Source organism: Achromobacter spanius, from assembly GCF_002812705.1.
GTDB lineage: Bacteria > Pseudomonadota > Gammaproteobacteria > Burkholderiales > Burkholderiaceae_B > Achromobacter > Achromobacter spanius.
On record NZ_CP025030.1, the window covers coordinates 3,999,780 to 4,020,354 of the forward strand.

Here is a 20,575-nt window from a genome sequence, read left to right on the forward strand (position 1 = left end):
CCCTGGAAAATCCGGAATTTCCCTAGATTGAAAAGCCGGTATTCATCGCAGTATTCTCCGTTTCCGATAAGTTGTACGACAACGTACAAGAAAAAAACGACCATACCCTCACGTCCCATCAGGAGACAAACTTTGAAGGCATTTCCCTTGTTCCGCCGCACCTTGGCCGCGCTGGCCTTGACCACCCTGGGCGCCGCCGCCCACGCCGCGGACGATTGGCCGGCCGCCAAGCCGATCACCCTGGTGGTGCCGTTCGCGGCGGGTGGCACGTCCGACATTCTGGGTCGGATGATTGCGCAGGAACTGGGCGCCAGCCTGAGCCAGACCGTGCTGGTGGAAAACAAGGGTGGGGCGGGCGGCGTGTTGGGCGCCGACGCGGTGGCGCGCGCCAAGCCGGACGGCTACACGCTGCTGCTGGGCACCATTGCCACGCACGCGATCAACCCGTCGCTGTTACCCGGCATCAACTACAACGCCGCCCGCGACTTTGCGCCGGTGATCTTGCTGGGCAGCATCTCGAACGTGCTGCTGGTGGGCGCGAACCAGCCCTACAAGACCGTGCAGGACGTGGTGGCGGCGGCCAAGGCCAACCCGGACACCATCGCTTTTGGGTCGGCGGGCCAGGGCACGTCGCAGCATTTGTCGGGTGAAGTGTTCAAGCAATTGACCGGCGCGCATCTCACGCACGTGGCGTATCGGGGCAGCGCACCGGCCATCCAGGACCTGATCGGCGGCCAGATTCCAAGCTCTTTTGAAACCGCGCTGGTGGCCTTGCCTTACGTGAAAAGCGGCAAGGTGCGGGCGCTGGCCGTCACGTCGGCCAAGCGCACCGAGGTCATGCCCGATGTGCCGACCATGCAGGAAGCGGGCGTGGCCGGTTTTGACGTCAGCAGTTGGCAGGCCATCTACGCGCCCGCCAATACGCCGCCGGCGGTGGTTGACCGCCTGAACAAGACGATTGCGGCCATCATCGCCAAGCCCGAGGTGAACGCGAAGATGAAGGGCCTGGGCCTGGCGTATACGCCGAACACGCCCGCCGAGTTCACCGCGTTCCAAACGGGCGAACAGGCGAAGTGGGCGAAGATCATCGCCGACGGCAAGTTGCGGCCGCAGTAAGGGGTAGGTCAATCCCGGGGCAAACATGGTAGCCAAACCCCCGGGGCCAAACCGGAAGGCCAAGCGGCGGGCGGGGTAGCGGGGCGTCCGGGTGGCAAGGCAGGGTGGCGGGAAAAATTCCGGTAGGATTTCACCTTTACCGAATTCCCACCCGGAATTCCCGCCGCGAATTCCCACCCCCCCAGCCCCCACCCGCCACCATGCCGAAATCGTCGTCGCAGCCCGCCAACCGCTATGCCTTTCCCCGGACTTTGTTGCTCGGATTCTTGACGGCGGCGCTTGCCACGCTGGTGATTGCTTTCGTCAACGTGCGTTCGGCCGACGGCCGGTCCGACGCGGTCATGGCGATGGACCGCAATACCGAGACCTTGCGCCAGCTAAGCCTGTTCAATTCAGCGGTCAAGGATGCCGAGATTGGCCAGCGTGGTTTTCTGCTGACGGGCGACGTCTCTTATCTGGAACCGTACCTGCGTTCGCTGCCCTTGATTCAGCAGCGGCTGGCGGTGATCCGAACCGCCACCGACCACGACTCGGCGCAACGACGCATCGTCAACGACATCGAAGGCATCACCCGGCAGAAACTGGTTGAGCTACAGAGCACCATCGATATGCGCAAGGCGGGCGACACGGAAGGCGCGCTGGCCGTGGTCCGCACCGACACCGGCAAAGAGGCGATGGACCGCCTGCGCGAATTGGTGGGTGATCTGTATACGCGGCAGATGGAAGAACTGGCGGCCGGCAAGAACGCCTGGTCCGACGCCACCATCACGTCGGCCTATTACTCGTGGGGCGGTTCGCTGCTGTTGCTGGCGCTGATCGGCATCTCGGCCGGCATGACCGTGCGCGAATACCAAGCCAAGGCGCGCCAGTCCTGGGTTACGACCGGCTTGTCGGGCCTTAGCGTGCGTTTGCAGGGCGACCAGCGCCTGGACGACATCGGCAAGCACACGCTGGATTACCTGGCTGAATACCTGAATGCGGACGTGGGCGCGGGTTATGTGGTTGAGCGCGGCACGGGGGAATTGGAGTTGTTCGGCGGCTTTGCCTTGCCGCCGGAACGGCTGGCGCGCAAGTTCCTGCCCGCCGAAGGGCTGACGGGCCAGGCAGTCACGTCGCGCCGCCTGCTGCATGTGCGCAACGTCCCGGCCGGGCACCTGGAAGTGGCGTCCGCCGTGGGGCGCTCCAATCCGGCTGAACTGATGTTGGCGCCCGCCATCCACAACAACCGCGTCTATGCCGTGATTGAGCTGGGCTTTAACCACCCGGTGGGCGACATGGAGCGCAGCCTGCTGGAAGGCGCGTCGGAAATGCTGGCGTCGGCGATCCGCGCGGGCCAGGACCGTACGCGCCTGGAGGCGCTGCTGGAAGAAACCCAGCGCCAGGCCGAAGAACTACAGACGCAGCAGGAAGAACTGCGCGTCAGCAATGAAGAGCTTGAGCAGCAAAGCCGCATCCTGCAGGAATCGCAGGCGCGCATGGAGCTGCAACAGACCGAGCTTGAGCAGACCAATACCAACCTGGAAGCACAGGCCGAACAGTTGCTGCGGGTGCAGGACGCGTTGACCGACAAGGCGCGCCAACTGACGCAGGCCAGTCAATTCAAGAGCGAGTTCCTGGCCAACATGAGCCACGAACTGCGCACGCCCCTGAATTCCACGCTGATCCTGGCCAAGCTGCTGTCGGACAACAAGCCGGGCAACCTCAGCACCGAGCAGGTCAAGTACGCGCAGACCATTTACGCGGCCGGCAGCGACCTGCTGACGCTGATCAACGACATCCTGGATCTGGCCAAGATCGAAGCCGGACAGGCCACCATGGATGTCGAGCAGGTGCCTATTGCGCCGACCTTGCAGCGCCTGCTGGAACCGTTGCGGCCGATGGCGCTTGAAAAAGGGCTGGCGCTGGAACTGGACATCGAGCAAGCGGTGCCCGCCACCATGCATACCGACCCCAAGCGCCTGGGCCAGGTGCTGAAGAACCTGTTGTCCAACGCGCTGAAGTTCACCGAGCGCGGCACGGTCACGATGCGGGTGTCGCGGGTGTCCGGTCCGGGACACGAGCGGCTGGCGTTCGCGGTGCACGACACCGGCATCGGCGTTCCGGCCGAGCAGCAGGATTTGATTTTCGAGGCCTTCCGGCAGGCCGACGGCAGCACCCATCGCAAGTACGGCGGCACGGGGCTGGGGCTGTCGATTTCGCGCGATCTGGCCGAACTGCTGGGCGGCAAGCTGACGGTGACCAGCACGCCGGGGCAGGGCAGCGTCTTTACCTTGGAAGTGCCGGTGCGCCTGGAAAACCAGCAGCCGGCCGCCGGTGCGCGCGGCGCGGCGGCGTCGTTCCGGCCGCCGGCCTTTTGGGAGGCGCCCGCGCAACGCGCGCCCGGGGCCCCAGCGAGGGCCGTGGCCGCCAGGGGGCCCGCTACCGAAGCGCCCGCTGCCGATGCACCCGCCAGCGACGGCCCGGAGCCGGATCGCAGCATCCTGGTCATTGAAGACGACGAGCGCTTTGCCGGCATTCTTTCCGACCTGGCGCGCGAAATGGGCTTTGGCTGCCTGCTGGCGCACACCGCGACGGACGGCCTGGACCTGGCGGTGCGCAAGCGGCCCAATGCCATCGTGCTGGATGTGAACCTGCCCGACTTCTCCGGCCTGGGTGTGCTGGACCAACTGAAGCGCAACCCGCAGACCCGGCATATTCCCGTGCACGTGGTGTCGGTAGCCGACTATGCGCAGGAAGCCATGGGCCGAGGCGCGGTGGGCTACGCGCTCAAGCCGGTCAAGCGCGAAGAACTGGTGGAAGCCTTGCGGCGCCTGGAAGCCAAGTTCACGCAGCATGTGCGTCGCGTGCTGGTGGTGGAAGACGACGACCGCCAACGCGAAAGCGTGCGCCAGTTGCTGGCGCGCAATGACGTGGAAATCGTGCCCGCCGCCACGGCGGAGGCCGCACTGGAATTGCTGCGCGAGAACACCTTTGATTGCGTAGTGATGGACTTGAACCTGCCCGACATGAGTGGCTACGAGTTACTTGAACAGATGGCCGAGCAGGACAGCGTGTCGTTCCCGCCCGTCATCGTCTACACGGGCCGAGCCTTGTCGCGCGACGAAGAGCAGCACCTGCGCCGCTTCTCGAAGTCCATCATCATCAAGGACGCGCGTTCGCCCGAGCGCTTGCTGGACGAGGTGACCTTGTTCCTGCATCAGGTGGAAGCCGAACTGCCGCCCGAGCACCGCCAGATGCTGGAACTGGCGCGCAGCCGCGATTCGGCGCTGGAAGGCCGCACGGTGCTGGTGGTGGAGGACGACGTGCGCAACGTGTTTGCGCTATCCAGCATCCTGGAACCCACCGGCCTGCGGGTGGAAATTGCGCGCAATGGCCGCGAGGCGCTGGATGCGCTGGAACGCGCCGGCACGGACGGCGTGCCCGCGATCGACCTGGTGCTGATGGACATCATGATGCCCGAGATGGACGGCTACACCGCGATGCGGCACATCCGTAACCGGCCGGAGTGGCGACGCCTGCCGATCATTGCGCTGACCGCCAAGGCCATGAAGGACGACCAGGAAAAATGCCTGGCCGCCGGGGCCAATGATTACATCGCCAAGCCGCTGGACGTTGAACGGCTGCTGTCCCTGGTGCGCGTCTGGATGCGCAGCTGACGCTGCCGCCCGCGCCGATTTCCGCTGAACACCCCCATGCCCGCATCCGCCAAAGCCCGTGTTGATGATATCGAGCAGCGCCTGCTGCTTGATGCCATCTATCACCATTACCACTATGACTTTCGGCAATACGCGCAGGCCTCGCTAAAGCGGCGTCTGCAAAGCGCGCTGACGCAGTTCGGCTGCAAGACCCTGTCGCAACTGCAAGACCGCGTGCTGCACGAGCCGTCGGTATTTACCGCGCTGCTGCAATTCCTGACCGTGCAGGTCAGCGACATGTTTCGCGATCCCGCGTATTTCCTGGCCTTGCGCACGGAAGTCATTCCCATCTTGCGCACCTATCCGTCCATCAAGGTGTGGGTGGCGGGGTGCAGCGCGGGCGAAGAGGTCTATTCGCTTGCCATCCTGCTGGCCGAAGAAGGCTTGCTGGACCGCGCCTTGATCTACGCCACCGACATCAACCCGCACGCGCTACGCGCCGCCGAGCAGGGCGTGTTCGACATGGACCGGGTGGCGGCCTTCAGCAGCAACCACGCGCGGTCCGGCGGCCGCACGTCCTTGTCGGACCACTACACGGCGCGGTACGGGCGGGTGGTGTTCGACAAGCGCTTGCGCGAACACATGGTGTTTTCGGATCACAGCCTGGCCACCGACAGCGTGTTTGCCGAAGTGCACCTGATTTCGTGCCGCAATGTGCTGATCTATTTTGAACGCGACCTGCAAAGCCGCGCGCTGGGGCTGTTTCACGACGCGCTGGTGCATCGGGGCTTTCTGGGCCTGGGCTCGCGCGAGTCGCTGCGATTTTCGGCGCAGGCCGATAATTTCGACGATTTTGTGCTGGAAGAGCGCATTTACCGCAAGAAGGCGGGGCTATGAGCGCGAAGGCTCCACCATCACCCGCCGCGCCACGCACTCCGCCGCCTTCAGGCCCGTGGGACGCCATCGTCATCGGCGGGTCGTCGGGCGCCATCGACGCCTTGAACGCGCTGGTGCCGGCCTTGCCCGCGCGGCTGTGCGCGGCAGTGATCGTGGTGCTGCATCTGCCACGTGACCGCCGCAGCCTGCTGGTGGATATTTTTCGCGAACGCTGCGCCTTGCCCGTGCTGGAGGCGGAAGATCAGCTCTGGATACAGCCCGGTCATCTGTACTTCGCGCCGCCGGACTACCACTTGCTGGTGGACCAGGGGCCGAGGTTGGCCTTGTCGGTGGGCGCGCCCGTGTATTTTTCGCGGCCATCGATTGACGTTTTGTTTGAATCCGCCGCCGACAGCTATGGCGACCGGTTGATGGGCATCTTGCTATCCGGCGCGAACGAGGACGGCGCGCAAGGCCTGGTGGCGATTCAAGCCGCCGGGGGCCGCACCGTGGTGCAAGCGCCGTCGTCCGCCGCCATGCCCACCATGCCGAATGCGGCTTTGGCGCGCCTTGCCGTGGACGATGTCCTGACGCCCGATGCAATCGCCGCCATGCTGTCCCAACTGCCAACGCAGCCTGTGCTGTAACCCAACACTGCCTTGACACCATGTTCCTGACATCCGCCAAACCACAAGAAGAACGAATCAAATGCCTGCTGGTCGACGACGTGCCCGAAAACCTGGTGGCGCTGGAAGCGCTGCTGGATAGCAGCCGGGTCCAGGTGCTGAAGGCGCAGTCCGGCCCGGAAGCGCTTGAGCTGCTGCTGGAAAATGGCGACGTCGCCCTGGCCCTGCTGGACGTGCAAATGCCCGACATGAACGGCTTTGAACTGGCCGAACTGATCCGGGGCAGCGAGCGCACTCGCCACATTCCGCTGATCTTCATCACGGCCGGCTCGCGCGAGCAGAACTGGCAATTCCGTGGCTACGAAAGCGGCGCCGTGGACTTTCTGTACAAGCCCATCGACCCGCACATGCTGCGCATGAAGGCCAACGTGTTCTTTGAGCTGCACGAGCGCAAGCGCGCGCTGGCGCAGCAGTTGGAAGAGCGCACCGAAGCCTTGCGCATCAACGAGATGTTCATGGCGGTGCTCAGCCATGACCTGCGCACGCCCTTGCAGTCCATCGTCATGGGCGCGTCCCTGTTGCAGCGGCAGAACGACCCGACGCGCGTGGCGGGCCTGGCCCAGCGCATGCTGCAAAGCAGTGAGCGCATGGCGCGGCTGATTGAAGACCTGCTGGACGTGACGCGCATCCGCCAGACGGGCGGCCTGACGCTGGCGTCGGCCCAGCAGCGCATGGATACGCTGGTGCGCCGCACGGTGGATGAAGCGCAGACGGGCTTTCCCGACCGCCAGATCGACTGCGATTGCGTGGGCGATATGGCGGGCGTGTGGGACGGCGAGCGCCTGTGCCAAGTGTTTGCCAACCTGATCGGCAATGCTTTGCATCACGGAGAGCGTGATGTGCCCGTGCATGTAGAGGCCGATGGCGCGGCGGCGGACCGGGTGACGGTCACCGTCAGCAATGGCGGCACGATCGCCCCGGCCTTGCTGCCGCACCTGTTCAACCCCTTTCGCAGCGGCGAGCGCCGGGCCGACAGCCATAACGGGCTGGGCCTGGGGCTGTTCATCGCGCAGCAGATCGTGCTGAGCCACGGCGGGCGTATCAACGTGGAATCCCGCGACGGCATCACGCGCTTTCGCGTCGAGCTGCCGCGCGGGGTTGCCGCGTAGGGGCTGCCATGTCGGTCTGCCGGCGGCCCGGCGGGCCGCCGAGCCCTACGATCAGAACTCCGCCGACACCGACAGCAGCACCGTCCGGGGCGCGCCGACGGTCAAGCCTTCGCGCGCGGCGGACTGCCAGTAGTTCTTGTTGAACACGTTTTCCACCGTGGCGCGCACCACCATCGGCGTGCCGTTGGCGTTGAACGCATAGCGCGCGCCCAGGTCGAAGCGCGTCCACCCCGGGATCGTCTGCGTGTTGCCCACGTCCACATACTGCTGGGTGGTGCGCAGCATGCGCGCGGTCAGGGTCAGGCCGTGCAGGAAGGGCGTGTCCCATTCCGCCGCCGCGTTGAATTGAAAGCGCGGCACGGCGGGCGCGTGGTTGCCGTCGTTGGCGCCGCCTTCCGTGCGTGTCAGGCGCGCATCGGTGTAGGCCACGCCGCCCAGCAGGCGCACACCGGGCGCGGCGTCGCCTTGCACCAACCATTCCAGGCCGCGATTGCGCTGCTGGCCGTTGGACACGTAGCGCAGCGACGCCGGATCCAGATAGCTGCTGGGCTTTTCGATCTGGAACGCGCTGAGCGTGGTGGAGAAGTCGCCAAAATCGTATTTGCCGCCCACTTCGATCTGCTTGGCGATTTCCGGGGCGAACATTTCGCCCGCGTTGACGGCGCCCTCGGGCGCGGTGGCGCCCTGGCTCAGCCCTTCGATGTAGTTGCCGTACAGCGACAGGCGCTGCGTGGGGCGCACCGTCAAGGCGAACGCGGGCGTGACGGCCGACTTCTTGTATTCGGACGAAGTACGGCCCGTGGCCGCATCGAAGTTGGTCGATTCGATGCGCTGATGCCGGAAGCCCGCAATGATCTGGACGCGGTCATCGGCAAACGACAGCTTGTCCGCCAGCGCCACGCTGTATAAGCGCGACTCGCTGGTGCGAGGCAGGTCGCCCGGCCGCGCGATGTTCGGCTTGGGCAGGTCGGCCGGGTCGTACAGGTTTGAAAAGATGGTGCTGGAACGGATACGCGCCGACGAATAGTCGATGTCCAGCGCGCTGGCGCTGATCGAGGGTTCGTGCTTGACCGGGCCCGTGTTGAAGCGGCCACGCAGGCCGACTTCGCCCGTCTTGCTCAGCAGCGATTCATTCAGGCGGGCGGGCACGGCGCCGATGTCGCCATTGGTGTCCAGCATCAGCCAACTGGTTTGCAGGCTTTCAAAGTCGTGCTTGCGCGCGCCGATTGCGCCATACACCGTCCAATCCGGCGTCAGGTCGTATTCGGCGCGCAGCGCGCCCGACCATTCCTTGGTTTTCCAGTAGGTCCACGACGGGAAGAAATTGCGACGCGCGTCCGGCGCGGAACCGATGTCCACGCCCGGGGCCGGCGCGAACAGCAGACCGCTGCGTGCGTCGGTGTTGCGGTTTTGATAATTGATGTCGCCCTCCACGCGGAAGCGTTCGCCTTGGTAGTCCAGGCCCAGCGCGACGGCGCCCAGGCTTTCCTTGGCGCCGTCCTGGGGCAGGTCGCCGCCGCTGCCGGCCACGTTCAGGCGCACGCCCCATTCCTGGCTGTCGCCATAGCGGCGCGCCAGGTCGGCGTGGACGCCGAACTGCGAGTCGCCGATGTAGTTCACGGTGTAGCGGTTAAGCGGTTCGACCCCGGCGCGCTTGGGCACCAGGTTGATCGCCCCGCCCACCGAGCCGTAAGGGGCCATGCCGTTGAGCAGCGCGTTGGGGCCACGCAGTACTTCCACGCGCTCGACACCGATCAGCGAACTGGCGTTGCGCGGCGACACGCCGTACAGGCCGTTGAACGACACGTCGTAGTTGAATAGCGTGAAGCCGCGGATGTTGAATTCGTCGCGCCCCGCGCCGCGTGAATAGGTGTTGCGCACCGACGGGTCATTGACCAGCACGTCGCCGATGTTCTGCGCCTGTTGGTCTTCGATCAGCTTGGCGGTGTATTGCGTGGCGCTGAAGGGCGTGTCCATGTCGCTCATATTGCCCAGCAGCCCGACCCGGCCGCCCGTGGCCACCTGGCCGCCCGCGTAGGCGGGGGGCAGGCCGCTACCCAGTGCGCTGCCGGTGACGGTCACGGGTGCCAGCGTGGCGGTGCCCGCGTCGGGGATGGCGGACAGGCGGAACTGGTTGGGCGCCTCGCGCGTGGCGCGCAGGCCGGTGCCGGCCAGGGCCTGGCTCAGGGCGTCGGCGCGGGAATAGCGTCCGCGCACGCCGCTGCTTTGGCGGCCGGCAAGCAGTTGCGGCGGGGCGGCCAGCAAGATGCCGGTTTCATTGGCCAGGCGGGTCAGCACCTGGCCCACGGGGGCGGCGGGTATGTCGAACGTCAGCAGTTCGCTGGCCTGGCCGGCGCCCGCGGCCGCAGGCTGGGCATGCAGGGCCGGCGCCCAGATCGCCGACAGGGCGAGGGCCAGCGCCAGCGTGGGGGCGGGGGAAAAACGAGGGGACATGACGGAACCTGTGCGCGCTTGCGAAAAAGGAAAAGGAAGTTGGCAATGTCCTGCGTTGCAGGAACTCTCACTTTCCTAAATCGAACCTGCCTTCAAAACCCGGAACCGCCGCGCGGGTTTTTTTGGGTTTCTCTTGGATTTTTTTGGATTTCTTATCTAGGCACGCGGTTCAAGGCTGATCCACCAGGGCAAGGTGCGCTGCAGGCGGATGGGCAGCACCGAGGCCAGCATGTCCAGCGCGCGGTCCACGTCGTTCAGCGGATAGCTGCCAAACACCGGCAGATCCCGCAATTGCGGCGACAGGCCCAGGTGCCCGGCATGGTAGCGGCGTAGCGCGGCCACGACTTCCGACAGGGGCGTGCCGTCGGCTAGCAGCAGGCCTTGGCGCCAGCTTTCGCGCGCGGGGTCGGCCGGCATCAGGGGCTGCAAGGTGTCGCGGGTGAAGCGCGCCTGCCGTCCCGCCGAGACGACTTCGCTGGCGCCCGAGCGCAAGGCGGTCACGCGGACCGCGCCGTCATACACGGCGACCAGCGTGTCCGCGTCGGCCTCGCTGACTGAAAAGCGCGTGCCCAGGGCTTGCAAAGAGCCTTGTCCGGTGTCCACGAAAAAGGGGCGCAGCGGGTCCTTGCCGGTATCCACCAGGATTTCGCCCGCCACCAGTTGCAGCCGGCGCTGGGTGCCGCTGTACGCCACATTGAAAGCGCTGAGCGCGTTGATCCAGACGCGGGTGCCGTCGGCCAGCGTGACTTGCCGCGTTTCGCCCACGCCGGCGCGGTAGTCCGTGCCCCAGAGCGTGGCCAGCGTGGATAAGGGCGTCTGGCGCCATGCGGTCCAGCCCAAGCACGACAGGCCGAAGGCCGCGCCCAGCCCTAGCAGCACCTGGCGCCGACGGCGCGGCGCGGCGCTGATCGATTGGTGAAACGCCGACACGGCGGCGTTGCGGTCGGGGCTGGTCTGCAAGGGGGTGAAGCGGCGGTCGATGCGTTCCACGTAGCTCCAGGCCTGCCGCTGCTCGGCGCCCCGGTCCAGCCATTGCCGCCATTGCTGCCGCTCGGCCGAAGACGCCTGACCGGTGCGCAGCAAGGCGTACCACTCGGCGGCTTCTTCCATCACGTCGTGCGTGGGTTCGGACGCGGCCAGGGTGCTCATGGCGTGGCGGGGGAGGGGGTGGCCGTGTCGTCGGCCAGGCGGTCGCGCAGGCCGTCTGTCGTGTCGTCGCTCAAGCCAGCGGCCAGCCTGGCTTCCAGCTTCATGCAGCACAGCATGGCGCGCGCCACGTACTTGCGCACCATGCGGGCGGATACGTTCAGCGTGTCAGCAACTTCCTGGTCGGTCATTTCGCAGGCGACCGCCATGACGAAAGCGTGCGCGACCTTGGGCGGCAGCTCGCGCAGCATGGTGTCGATTTCGCCCAGCGCTTCAAGCACGATGGCCTGGTCCTCGGCGGACGACACGGTGGGTTCGGGCTGCTTGGCCAGCGTGTCCAGCCAGGCTTGTTCCAGGCTGCGGCGGCGCCACAGGTCCACGCACATGCCGTTGGCCATCTTGCGCAAATAGCTGCGCGCCTGCTGCGGAGTGTCGAAGTGGCAGGGGCGGGTGAGCAGCCGCACGAAAGCATCGTGCGCCAGGTCGGCCGCGTCGGCCGCGTTGCCCAGGCGCCAGTTCACCCAGGCCAGCAACCAATGGTGATGGTTGCCGTACAGGTGTTCAAAGTCCTGGGACAAAGGGGGTGCAGCGCTCAAGATCCCGCCCGCTCGTGATAAGTGTCCGCATCGATGACAGCTATTAATGCTAATGCGAACACTTATCAATTATTTAACGAGCGCAGATTATGGCTTGGCGCGCCCGGGCTTGGCAACCCGGGATAAAACCAGTGTGGCGCGGGGGCGTCAGGCCGGCGTCATCACCCCATCCACCATGCGCGTGAGCGACAGCGGGTTGGCGCGCTTGACGCCATCGGGCAGCAGCGCGTCGGGCAGGTCCTGGTAGCAGACCGGGCGCAGGAAGCGGCGAATCGCGGTGGCGCCGACCGACGTGGACGCCGGGTTCGACGTGGCCGGGAAGGGGCCGCCGTGCACCATGGCGTGGCTGACTTCCACGCCGGTCGGGTAGCCATTGGCCAGGATGCGGCCGGCCTTGCGCTCCAGCACGGGCAGCAGTGCTTGGGCTTGCGCCACGTCGGCTTCGTCCACGAAGAGGGTGGCCGTCAACTGGCCTTCCAGGTGTTCGGCCACGGCCGTCATCTGGGCCACGTCGCGGCAGGCCACCACCAGCGAGGCGGGGCCGAACACTTCGGCTTCCAGTTCGTGCGACGCCAGGAAGCGGTCGGCCTGCGTGCCGAACACGACCGCGCCCGCGGCGTTGGCTTCCGGCTTGGATGCTTCGCCCCGGCCCAGCGTGGCCACGCTGGCGTGCTTGGCCAGCGCGTCGGCGCCGTCCTGGTAGGCGGCAAAGATGCCGGGGGTCAGCATGGTGGCCGCGCCCTTGGCCTTGACGGCTTCGGCGGCGGCTTGACGGAAGCGGTCCAGCGCCGGGCCTTCCACGCCGATGACCAGGCCGGGATTGGTGCAGAACTGGCCCACGCCCATGGCCAGCGAATCGACAAACCCACGGGCGATGGCTTCGGCGCGCGCGTCCAGGGCGGCCGGCATCAGGAACACCGGGTTGATGCTGGACATTTCGGCGTAGACGGGAATCGGCACCGGGCGGGCATTGGCGGCGGCGACCAGCGCCAGGCCACCCCGGCGCGAGCCCGTGAAGCCGACGGCGGCAATGGCCGGATCCGACACCAGGGCGGTGCCGATTTCGCTGCCCGCGCCAAACAGCAACGAGAACGTGCCTTCAGGCAAACCGTGCTTGGCGACGGCGGCCTGGATCACCCGGCCCACCATTTCAGAGGCGCCCGGGTGCGCGTTGTGCGCCTTGACGATGACGGGGCAACCGGCGGCCAGCGCCGACGCGGTGTCGCCGCCCGCCACCGAGAAAGCCAGCGGGAAGTTGCTGGCGCCGAACACCGCGACAGGGCCCAGCGGCACGTTGGCCAGGCGCAGGTCGGCGCGCGGCAGCGGTTGGCGTTCGGGTTGCGCGGGGTCGATGGTGGCGTCCAGGAAGTAGCCGTCGCGCACCACGCGGGCGAACAGGCGCAACTGGCCCACGGTACGGCCGCGTTCACCTTGCAGGCGCGCTACCGGCAGGCCGGTTTCCAGGTGGGTGCGTTCAATTAGCGCGTCACCCAGCGCCAGGATGCCCTCGGCGATGCTTTCCAGGAACTGCGCACGGGTTTCCAGCGGCGCGGCGCGATAGGGGTCAAAGGCGGCGCGGGCCAGCTCGGCGGCGCGCGCGACGTCGTCCGCCGAGCCTGCGGGGAAGGCGGGCTCCAGGCGTTCGCCGGTGGCGGGGTTGATGGCGTGTTGCGCCGCGCCCGAGCCCAGGACGGCGCTATTGCCGATCAGCATTTGGCCGGTCAGGGTCATGATGAATTCTCCGAAAAAAAGACAGCCCCTGGTCGGGGGCGTAGGTGCACGGTAGATGCCGCGTTGAATGTAAGTCATCGTACAACACGAAACACCCAGATTTCAAGGTGATTGCTCTATGTATGTACTTGTAGACAAGGGGAAACCCCAAATTTATTTATCCCCTGTTTCGCGGATATTCTCGTGGTTGTACGATAACGTATCGGATGCGCGGATTCGCGTGCATCGCTGCGTATCTCCCCAAGGCAAAAGGATTTTTCATGCAGGTTGCGGCAGACCAAACGCCGGTGCTTATCAAGATTCACCCGCAAGACAATGTGGCGATCGTGGCCAATGAAGGGGGGCTGCCCGCCGGCACGGTGTTGCCCGATGGCCTGCAATTGGTGGACGCCGTGCCGCAAGGGCACAAGGTGGCCTTGCAAGATCTGGCCGAAGGCGACCCCGTGGTGCGCTACAACGTGGTGGTCGGCTTTGCCGCCAAGGATCTGCCGCGCGGAAGCTGGATCAACGAGCGCGTCACCACCATGCCCACCGCACGCACCTTGGAAGACCTGCCCGTGGGCACGCGCATCACGCCGCTGCCGCCGCTGGAAGGCTACACGTTCGAGGGCTACCGCAACGCCGACGGCACCGTGGGTACGCGCAATATCCTGGCCATCAGCACCACGGTGCAATGCGTGCAGGGCGTGGTCGAACACGCCGTGGCGCGCATCCGCCAGGAACTGTTGCCGCGCTATCCCAACGTGGACGACGTGGTCGGCATCGAACACACCTATGGCTGCGGCGTGGCCATTGATGCCCCCGGCGCGGCGATTCCCATCCGCACCTTGCACAACATCGCCCGCAACCCGAACTTTGGCGGCACGTCCATGGTGGTCAGCCTGGGTTGCGAAAAGCTGCAACCGGAACGGCTGCTGGCGCCGGGCGCCATTCCGATCCGCGCGGGCGAGGGCATGGGCGCAGACGGCGAAGGCGTGGACACCATCGTGCTGCAAGACGAAGAAAACGTGGGCTTTCAGTCGATGATCGACCTGATCATGCGCACGGCCGAACGCCATCTGCAAAAGCTGAATGCGCGCCGCCGCGAAACCTGCCCGGTGTCCGACCTGACGGTAGGGGTGCAATGCGGCGGCAGCGACGCCTTTTCCGGCGTGACGGCCAACCCCGCCGTGGGCTTCGCCACCGACCTGCTGGTGCGTGCCGGCGGCACCGTGATGTTCTCCGAGAACACCGAAGTGCGCGACGGCATCGATCAGTTGACGGCGCGCGCCGCCACGCCGGAAGTGGCCGACGCGCTGATCCGCGAAATGGCCTGGTACGACGATTACCTGCAACGCGGCATGGCCGACCGCAGCGCCAACACCAGCCCCGGCAATAAGAAGGGTGGCTTGTCGAACATCGTGGAAAAGGCGATGGGGTCCATCGTGAAGTCGGGCTCGTCACCGATTCATGGCGTGCTGTCGCCCGGCAACCGCCTCACGCAAAAGGGCTTGATCTTTGCCGCCACGCCCGCCAGTGATTTCATCTGCGGCACGTTGCAACTGGCGGCCGGCATGAACCTGCATATCTTTACCACCGGCCGGGGCACGCCCTACGGTCTGGCGCAGGTGCCGGTCATCAAGGTGGCCACGCGCGACAGCCTGGCGCGCCGCTGGCATGACCTGATGGACGTGAACGCGGGCCGCATCGCCACCGGCCAGGCATCTATTGAAGACGTGGGTTGGGAGCTGTTTCGCCTGATGCTGGACGTGGCCAGCGGCCGCCAGCAGACCTGTGCGGAAAAGCTCAAGCTGCACAACGCCCTGGCGCTGTTCAACCCCGGGCCCGTGACTTAAGGGCCGGAGGGCGCGCGGCCTACCAAAGGCCCCAGCCCACTGAGGGCCGCCGCCTGCCGCTCAACCGCTAGCCCGCATTGCCATCGCACTACACCGACAAGAGGAGACACCGATGGAGCATGCCCCCTTGGCCCAGCCCGGCCGCCGCCGACTGCTGGGCGCCGCATTGGCGCTGGGACCGGCCGCGCTGGCACAGGCGCAGTCGTTCAGCTTTACGCCGCAGCAGCGCTACCCGGATTCGTCCGTGCGCATCCTGGATCCGGAGTTTTCCAAATACCGCATCTACAGCAGCACCGTCGAGCAACTGGCCACGGGTTTCCGTTGGCTGGAAGGGCCGGTTTGGGTGGGCGACGGCCGCTATCTGCTGGTGTCCGACATTCCCAACGATCGCATCCTGCGCTGGGACGAAACCACCGGTGAAATCAGCGAGTTCCGCAAGCCCGCCAACTTCAGCAACGGCCTGGCGCGCGACCGCCAGGGCCGGCTGCTGACCTGCGAGCACCTGACGCGGCGCGTCACGCGCACGGAGTACGACGGTTCCATCACGGTGCTGGCCGACCGCTATGACGGCAAGCGCTTCAATTCGCCCAACGACATCGTCTGCCAGCGCAACGGCGCCATCTGGTTCACCGATCCGCCGTTTGGCATCGGCGGGCATTGGGAAGGCGACAAGGCCAAGCCGGAACTGCCGCATGGCGTTTACCGCATCGACCCGTCGGACGGCCGCGTGACGCAGGCGCTGGGCGATTTGGCCGGGGCCAACGGCCTGTGCTTTTCGCCGGACGAAAAGATTCTTTATGTCGTGGAGTCGCGCCATCAGCCCAACCGCGTGGTGTGGGCCTACGACGTGGGCGCGGACGGCGCGCTGTCGGGCAAGCGCCTGCATATCGACGCGCAAGGCCCCGGCGCCATCGACGGCATCAAGTGTGATGAAGACGGCAACCTGTGGTGCGGCTGGGGCAGCAATGGCTCGGCCGGCGCCAAGCCCGAAGAGCTGGACGGCGTGATGGTGTTCAACCCGGCGGGCAAGCCCATCGGCCACATCCGCCTGCCCGAACGTTGCGCCAACCTGTGCTTTGGCGGCGCCAAGCGCAACCGCCTGTTCATGGCCAGCAGCCATTCGCTATACGCGCTGTACGTGGAAACGCGTGGCGCCGTGTGACGTTGCAAGTGGCAAGGCGTTGCAGGGCGCCGCGCCGGTTTTATCTCAAAACAACATCAACCCGTGTGGAGACAGCATGAACGTAAGCAAGAGACATTTCCTGGGCGGCGCCGCGGCGCTATGCCTGTCGCCCTTGGTGCCCGCCTGGGCGCAGCAAGCAGGGGCCGGCGCAAGCGGCGGCGCGGCGAACTGGCCGACGCGGCCCGTGCGCATCGTTGTGCCGTATCCGCCCGGGGGTTCGTCGGACATCATCGCGCGCATCCTGGCCCCGCGCCTGTCTGATGTGCTCAAGCAGACCGTGGTGGTCGAGAACAAACCCGGCGCCAACGGCAACCTGGGCGCGGGGCTGGTCGTGCAGCAGGCGGCCGAGGGCCATACCGTGCTGCTGTGCGATGTGGGTGCCTTGGCGATCAGCCCGTCCGTTTACACCAAGCTGTCGTTCGACCCGTCCAAGGACCTGCGCGCCGTCGGCATGCTGGCCTATTCGCCTCACGTGCTGGCCGTGCACCCCGACGTGCCGGCCAAGACCTTGCAGGACCTGGTGGCGCTGTCGAAAAAAGAACGGCTGAATTTTGCCGTGACGGCAATCGGCAGCGCGCCGCACCTGGCGGCGGTGGCGGTGCAGCAGGCCACGGGCGCGCAATGGGAATACGTGCCGTACAAGGGCGGCTCGCAGGCGGTGACCGACACGATCGGCGGGCAGACCCAGATCATCATGAACGGGCTGCTGGCCACCTTGCCGCACATCAAGTCCGGCAAGCTGCGCGCGGTGGCGATTTCGAAGGGCGAGCGCATGAAGCTGGTGCCGGACATCCCGACCATTTCTGAACAAGGCGTGAAGGGCTTTGAGTCGGGCACGTGGCAGGGCGTGATGGCGCCGGCGACCATGACCGACCCGGTGGCCCAACGCCTGGCGATGCTGATGGCGCAGATCGTCACCCAGCCGGACGTGACGGCGCAATTGAACGAGCAGGGCGCCGAAATCGTGACGCGCAACCCGGCCGAACTGGCGCAATTCTTCGCCAGCGAACGCGCGCGCTGGGCCAAGGTGGTGGAAAGCACGAACATCAAGCTGGACTGACCGGCGCCAGGGCGCGCGTGTTGCGAGGCAGGGACGATGGGCGCACACTCGTGCCTGGTTCGTCTTGCCTTGGAGCCGCGATGAACGCCCTGGTTTTTGCTGTCCGCCATGGGTTGGTCAGCCCATTCGGGTTGGGCAGCCCCCTCGGATTGGCCAGATTCTTTGGGTTGGTCATGCCCATCGGGCTGGCCGTTTCCGCAGCGCTGTTCGCAGGGACGGCGTTGGCGCGGGACGGCGTGCCAGGCAGCGTGCCGCAGCCTCCCGCGTCCGCGCGCACCTTGCCGGATACCTGTCTGGGAACCTCTTGCTCCAGGAAGGTGGATCCCGGGCGAACCGGGCAGCCATGCCTGGGCACATCCTGCGGCGGGGCGCGTTACCCCGAGCCGGCATCGGGCGCGAATACAAACCGTGCTCCGCCTCCGTGGAGCGGCCCGGCGCAACCGAGGTTGCCGCCGCTGCCACAGCGTGGGCAGCCCTCGGGACCCTTGACGCCGGGGCCTGCGTTGCCGCGCTAGGGGCAGGGAAATGCCGGAAATGCCGGACTGAAATGTGCCGGTCACAGGCATGCAACATGCATGAAACGCAAGCCGGCTGCAATGCGGTGCACGGCATTGAAAAAATGCGTGACGAAGCTTGTTGCAGGGCAACATAGCCTGCTATCTTCCCAGCCGTAACGTTGTCTATCACTCGTGTTCACCGCTCATCGTTATCGCTTGTAGTTGCCGCCTATACATTCCGCTTGTCTTTACCGCTGCCATCGCGACCTAGGGGAATCCATCAACATGCCTGCCCGCCCACGCCTAGCGCCAGTGCCCGCCCCGGATTCCGAGACAGCGGTCTTGTCCGCACCACCGCCTGCTGCACCGACCGACGCGCTTGGGTGTGCCGCCAGCAAGCTCATCTTGAATCAGCATTTTGAAGGCGGCGGCCTGACGTTCTATCGCAAAAGCACCGCCAACAATCATTTCGGCCACGTCGCTACGCCCGCGTCCGACCGAGGCTATCTGGTTGGCGTGGCAATGCAGGGCGGACACCGCCGCCGCATCCTGCAAGGCAACCATGCATCGACCCACGATTTCGACACCGGGTCGGTGTATATCCGCGACTTCAACGAAGACTATCGCGCCGACCTGCACGGCGGTTTCGACTTCGTGTTGATCGAGCTGTCGCGCGCTTTCATTGAACGAATCAACGACGAAAACGGCGGTCCGCGCGTCAGCAGCCTGCTGCCGCGCGCGGGGCAGGGCGACCCCGTACTGGCACATATGTCTCATGTGCTGGCCAGCGTGTTGGCGCAGCCGGCGCAGCAGGGCGGTCTGTTCGTCGAGCACCTGAGCCTGGCGCTGGGCGCGCACCTGCTGTCGCACTACGGCACGGGCGCCACCAGCGGCTGGACGGAATCCGGCGGCGGCCGCGTGCTATCGCGCAAGCTGGAAGCCCGGGCCAAGGACATGCTGCTGTCGTCGCTGCGTGCCGACACGTCCATTGCGGACATTGCCGAGGCCTGCAACCTGTCGCGCAGCTATTTCATCAAGGCGTTCCGGCAGACGGTGGGCACCACGCCGCACCGTTGGCTGCTGGAGCAGCGCGTGCAAAAGGCGCAAGACCTGCTGCGCATGCCGGGCCGCTCCATTACCGACATCGCGCTGTTGTGCGGCTTTGCCGACCAGGCACATCTGACGCGTGTGTTCACCAGCGTGGTGGGTGCATCGCCCGGGGCCTGGCGCAAGGTCAACGCCTAGGGCGTACGGCCGGAGCAGGCCCGGGGGTAAGTCGGGCTTCAAGTCGGCGTTCACGTCGGGGTTTTCGCCCCGGTGTACGATCACTGCTCTTTCAGACAAAGCAGCACCCAAGTACGCAAGACCGTCCGGCAGCCCGAAGCTAGCCTAGCGCTGTACCTTGCCGCTTTCTTCGGATGCCCCGGAAGTGAATCCCATGAATCGCCCGCCCGTCGACGCCGCTTGCCATCCGCCTGAATTGCCGGCCTTGCATGCGCAAGCGTTTCCCATGCTGAGCCCTGACCAGATCCGCCTGGCCGCGCCCTACGGCGAGGAAGTGCGGGCGTCGGCCGGCACCATCCTGCTGCAAAGCGGCAGCGAAGAGGCCGCGTTTTACATCGTGCTGGACGGGTACGTTGAAGTGCTGGAAAGCGACCCCGACGGCACCCAGCACAGCTTGTTGATGCATCGCGACGGTGAATTCACCGGCAGCCTGGACCTGTTTACCGACCGCCCCAACGCGGTCACCGCACGCGCCGATTCCGATAGCCGCCTGCTGTGCCTGTCGCGCGCGGGGCTGGCTCAGTTGCTGCTTGCCGAGCCTATGTTGGCAGACATTGTGCTGCGCGCCTTCATGCTGCGCCGCATTGGCTATTTGCGTCGCCGGCCCGTTGGCGGCGCCATTTCGCGTGGCGGCGCCATGGCTGATGGCGGCGCTGCCCCGAGGTCGGGGGCGGCGGCGGGGCAGGTCGACCCGGTGCTGGACCTGGCCGTGATCGGCGGCGGGCCGGCGGGACTGGCGGCGGCGGCCTATGCCGCATCCGAAGGCTTGCACACCCTGCTGGTGGGCGGCTCTTTATGCGGCGCCGAGGCGCCAGGGACGCAGGCCTTGCCCGGCTTTCCCGGCACCATCACCGGCTTGTGCAATGGCGGCCTGCTGCGCCGCGCCGAAACGCAAAGCCGTCGCTTCGGTTCGCATGTGATGCCCGTGCGCGTGGCCACGGCATTCGACAGCACTTCGTACCCGTATCGCGTGTGGCTTGATGACGGCCAGATCATCGAGGCGCGCAGCTTGATCGTGGCGACCGGGCTGGTGGAAGACGGCTCCGGCGAGGGCAATACCGCCTGGTTGGACGGCTGCCTGGACACCGATGAGCTGGGCTGCATCCTGACGGGCCGGGCGGCAGCCGGGTCCATGCAGGCGCGTGCGTATGAAAGCTCGCAGCCCGGCGTGTTCGCGGTGGGTGCCGTGCGCGCCGGATCCGTCAAGCACGTGCTGGCCAGCATTGCCGAGGGCGCGGCGGCGGTGCGCGTCGTGCACCGCTTCCTGGACGCCTCGGCGCACTAGTCTGCTTCCCAACTACGTTGCAGCCCAACTACGTTGCAGCCCAACTACGCTGCTTCCCAACTAGCCTGCTGCCCCACAGGCT

Annotated in this window: 14 protein-coding genes; 10 read left to right on the forward strand and 4 right to left on the reverse strand. The window is 66.2% G+C overall.

Annotated elements, in window-relative coordinates; translation table 11 throughout:
- Positions 1-132: 132 nt before the first annotated feature.
- The 5 genes from CVS48_RS18090 (at position 133) to CVS48_RS18110 (ending at position 7,422) form a co-directional block, all read left to right on the forward strand.
- A complete protein-coding gene (locus CVS48_RS18090) occupies positions 133-1,116 on the forward strand; it encodes a Bug family tripartite tricarboxylate transporter substrate binding protein (protein WP_100855633.1) in 984 nt (327 codons plus the stop codon).
- A 200-nt stretch (positions 1,117-1,316) separates the two neighbouring features.
- On the forward strand, positions 1,317-4,772 hold the full coding sequence (locus CVS48_RS18095) for a response regulator (RefSeq protein ID WP_100855634.1): 3,456 nt from the start codon (positions 1,317-1,319) through the stop codon (positions 4,770-4,772).
- A gap of 36 nt (positions 4,773-4,808) precedes the next feature.
- Positions 4,809-5,648, forward strand: coding sequence for a CheR family methyltransferase (locus CVS48_RS18100; RefSeq protein ID WP_100855635.1), 840 nt, complete (start codon positions 4,809-4,811; stop codon positions 5,646-5,648).
- On the forward strand, positions 5,645-6,274 hold the full coding sequence (locus CVS48_RS18105) for a chemotaxis protein CheB (protein WP_100855636.1): 630 nt from the start codon (positions 5,645-5,647) through the stop codon (positions 6,272-6,274). Before CVS48_RS18100 ends, CVS48_RS18105 begins: the two co-directional genes overlap by 4 nt.
- Before the next feature lie 20 nt (positions 6,275-6,294).
- Complete coding sequence (locus CVS48_RS18110) at positions 6,295-7,422, forward strand: hybrid sensor histidine kinase/response regulator (RefSeq protein WP_100855637.1); 1,128 nt, start codon at positions 6,295-6,297, stop codon at positions 7,420-7,422.
- A 51-nt stretch (positions 7,423-7,473) separates the two neighbouring features.
- On the opposite strand, the gene CVS48_RS18115 is transcribed toward CVS48_RS18110, so the two are convergent.
- The 4 genes from CVS48_RS18115 to CVS48_RS18130 form a co-directional block, all read right to left on the reverse strand.
- Entirely contained in the window at positions 7,474-9,876 is a 2,403-nt protein-coding gene (locus CVS48_RS18115) for a TonB-dependent receptor (RefSeq protein ID WP_100855638.1), read from the reverse strand.
- Positions 9,877-10,032: 156 nt separating this feature from the next.
- Positions 10,033-11,025, reverse strand: a complete 993-nt coding sequence (locus CVS48_RS18120; RefSeq protein WP_100855639.1) for a FecR family protein — start codon at positions 11,023-11,025, stop codon at positions 10,033-10,035.
- The gene (locus CVS48_RS18125) at positions 11,022-11,600 is read right to left on the reverse strand and encodes a sigma-70 family RNA polymerase sigma factor (RefSeq protein WP_100855640.1); all 579 of its coding nucleotides are present in this window, start codon (positions 11,598-11,600) and stop codon (positions 11,022-11,024) included. Before CVS48_RS18125 ends, CVS48_RS18120 begins: the two co-directional genes overlap by 4 nt.
- Positions 11,601-11,765: 165 nt before the next feature.
- Entirely contained in the window at positions 11,766-13,349 is a 1,584-nt protein-coding gene (locus tag CVS48_RS18130; RefSeq protein ID WP_100855641.1) for an aldehyde dehydrogenase (NADP(+)), read from the reverse strand.
- Positions 13,350-13,609: 260 nt separating this feature from the next.
- On the opposite strand from CVS48_RS18130, the gene garD reads away from it, so the two are divergent.
- The 5 genes from garD (at position 13,610) to CVS48_RS18160 (ending at position 20,493) form a co-directional block, all read left to right on the forward strand.
- Complete coding sequence (garD, locus tag CVS48_RS18135; RefSeq protein ID WP_100855642.1) at positions 13,610-15,184, forward strand: galactarate dehydratase; 1,575 nt, start codon at positions 13,610-13,612, stop codon at positions 15,182-15,184.
- A 112-nt stretch (positions 15,185-15,296) separates the two neighbouring features.
- Complete coding sequence (locus CVS48_RS18140) at positions 15,297-16,346, forward strand: SMP-30/gluconolactonase/LRE family protein (protein ID WP_100855643.1); 1,050 nt, start codon at positions 15,297-15,299, stop codon at positions 16,344-16,346.
- 76 nt (positions 16,347-16,422) lie between these two features.
- Positions 16,423-17,427: a Bug family tripartite tricarboxylate transporter substrate binding protein gene (locus CVS48_RS18145; protein WP_100855644.1), complete on the forward strand. Its 1,005-nt coding sequence runs from the start codon at positions 16,423-16,425 to the stop codon at positions 17,425-17,427.
- A 902-nt stretch (positions 17,428-18,329) separates the two neighbouring features.
- Positions 18,330-19,169, forward strand: a complete 840-nt coding sequence (locus CVS48_RS18155; RefSeq protein ID WP_242001238.1) for a helix-turn-helix transcriptional regulator — start codon at positions 18,330-18,332, stop codon at positions 19,167-19,169.
- A 193-nt stretch (positions 19,170-19,362) separates the two neighbouring features.
- Positions 19,363-20,493: a cyclic nucleotide-binding domain-containing protein gene (locus CVS48_RS18160; RefSeq protein ID WP_100855646.1), complete on the forward strand. Its 1,131-nt coding sequence runs from the start codon at positions 19,363-19,365 to the stop codon at positions 20,491-20,493.
- Positions 20,494-20,575: the final 82 nt, after the last annotated feature.

What these genes read in the sequence shown, in the direction of transcription:
- CVS48_RS18095 (WP_100855634.1), top strand. Translation starts at nt 1,317, where the DNA reads ATGCCGAAATCGTCGTCGCAGCCCGCCAACCGCTATGCCTTTCCCCGG.
- CVS48_RS18100 (WP_100855635.1), top strand. Translation starts at nt 4,809, where the DNA reads ATGCCCGCATCCGCCAAAGCCCGTGTTGATGATATCGAGCAGCGCCTG.
- CVS48_RS18105 (WP_100855636.1), top strand. Translation starts at nt 5,645, where the DNA reads ATGAGCGCGAAGGCTCCACCATCACCCGCCGCGCCACGCACTCCGCCG.
- CVS48_RS18110 (WP_100855637.1), top strand. Translation starts at nt 6,295, where the DNA reads ATGTTCCTGACATCCGCCAAACCACAAGAAGAACGAATCAAATGCCTG.
- CVS48_RS18115 (WP_100855638.1), bottom strand. Translation starts at nt 9,876, where the DNA reads ATGTCCCCTCGTTTTTCCCCCGCCCCCACGCTGGCGCTGGCCCTCGCC.
- CVS48_RS18120 (WP_100855639.1), bottom strand. Translation starts at nt 11,025, where the DNA reads ATGAGCACCCTGGCCGCGTCCGAACCCACGCACGACGTGATGGAAGAA.
- CVS48_RS18130 (WP_100855641.1), bottom strand. Translation starts at nt 13,349, where the DNA reads ATGACCCTGACCGGCCAAATGCTGATCGGCAATAGCGCCGTCCTGGGC.
- garD (WP_100855642.1), top strand. Translation starts at nt 13,610, where the DNA reads ATGCAGGTTGCGGCAGACCAAACGCCGGTGCTTATCAAGATTCACCCG.
- CVS48_RS18140 (WP_100855643.1), top strand. Translation starts at nt 15,297, where the DNA reads ATGGAGCATGCCCCCTTGGCCCAGCCCGGCCGCCGCCGACTGCTGGGC.
- CVS48_RS18145 (WP_100855644.1), top strand. Translation starts at nt 16,423, where the DNA reads ATGAACGTAAGCAAGAGACATTTCCTGGGCGGCGCCGCGGCGCTATGC.
- CVS48_RS18160 (WP_100855646.1), top strand. Translation starts at nt 19,363, where the DNA reads ATGAATCGCCCGCCCGTCGACGCCGCTTGCCATCCGCCTGAATTGCCG.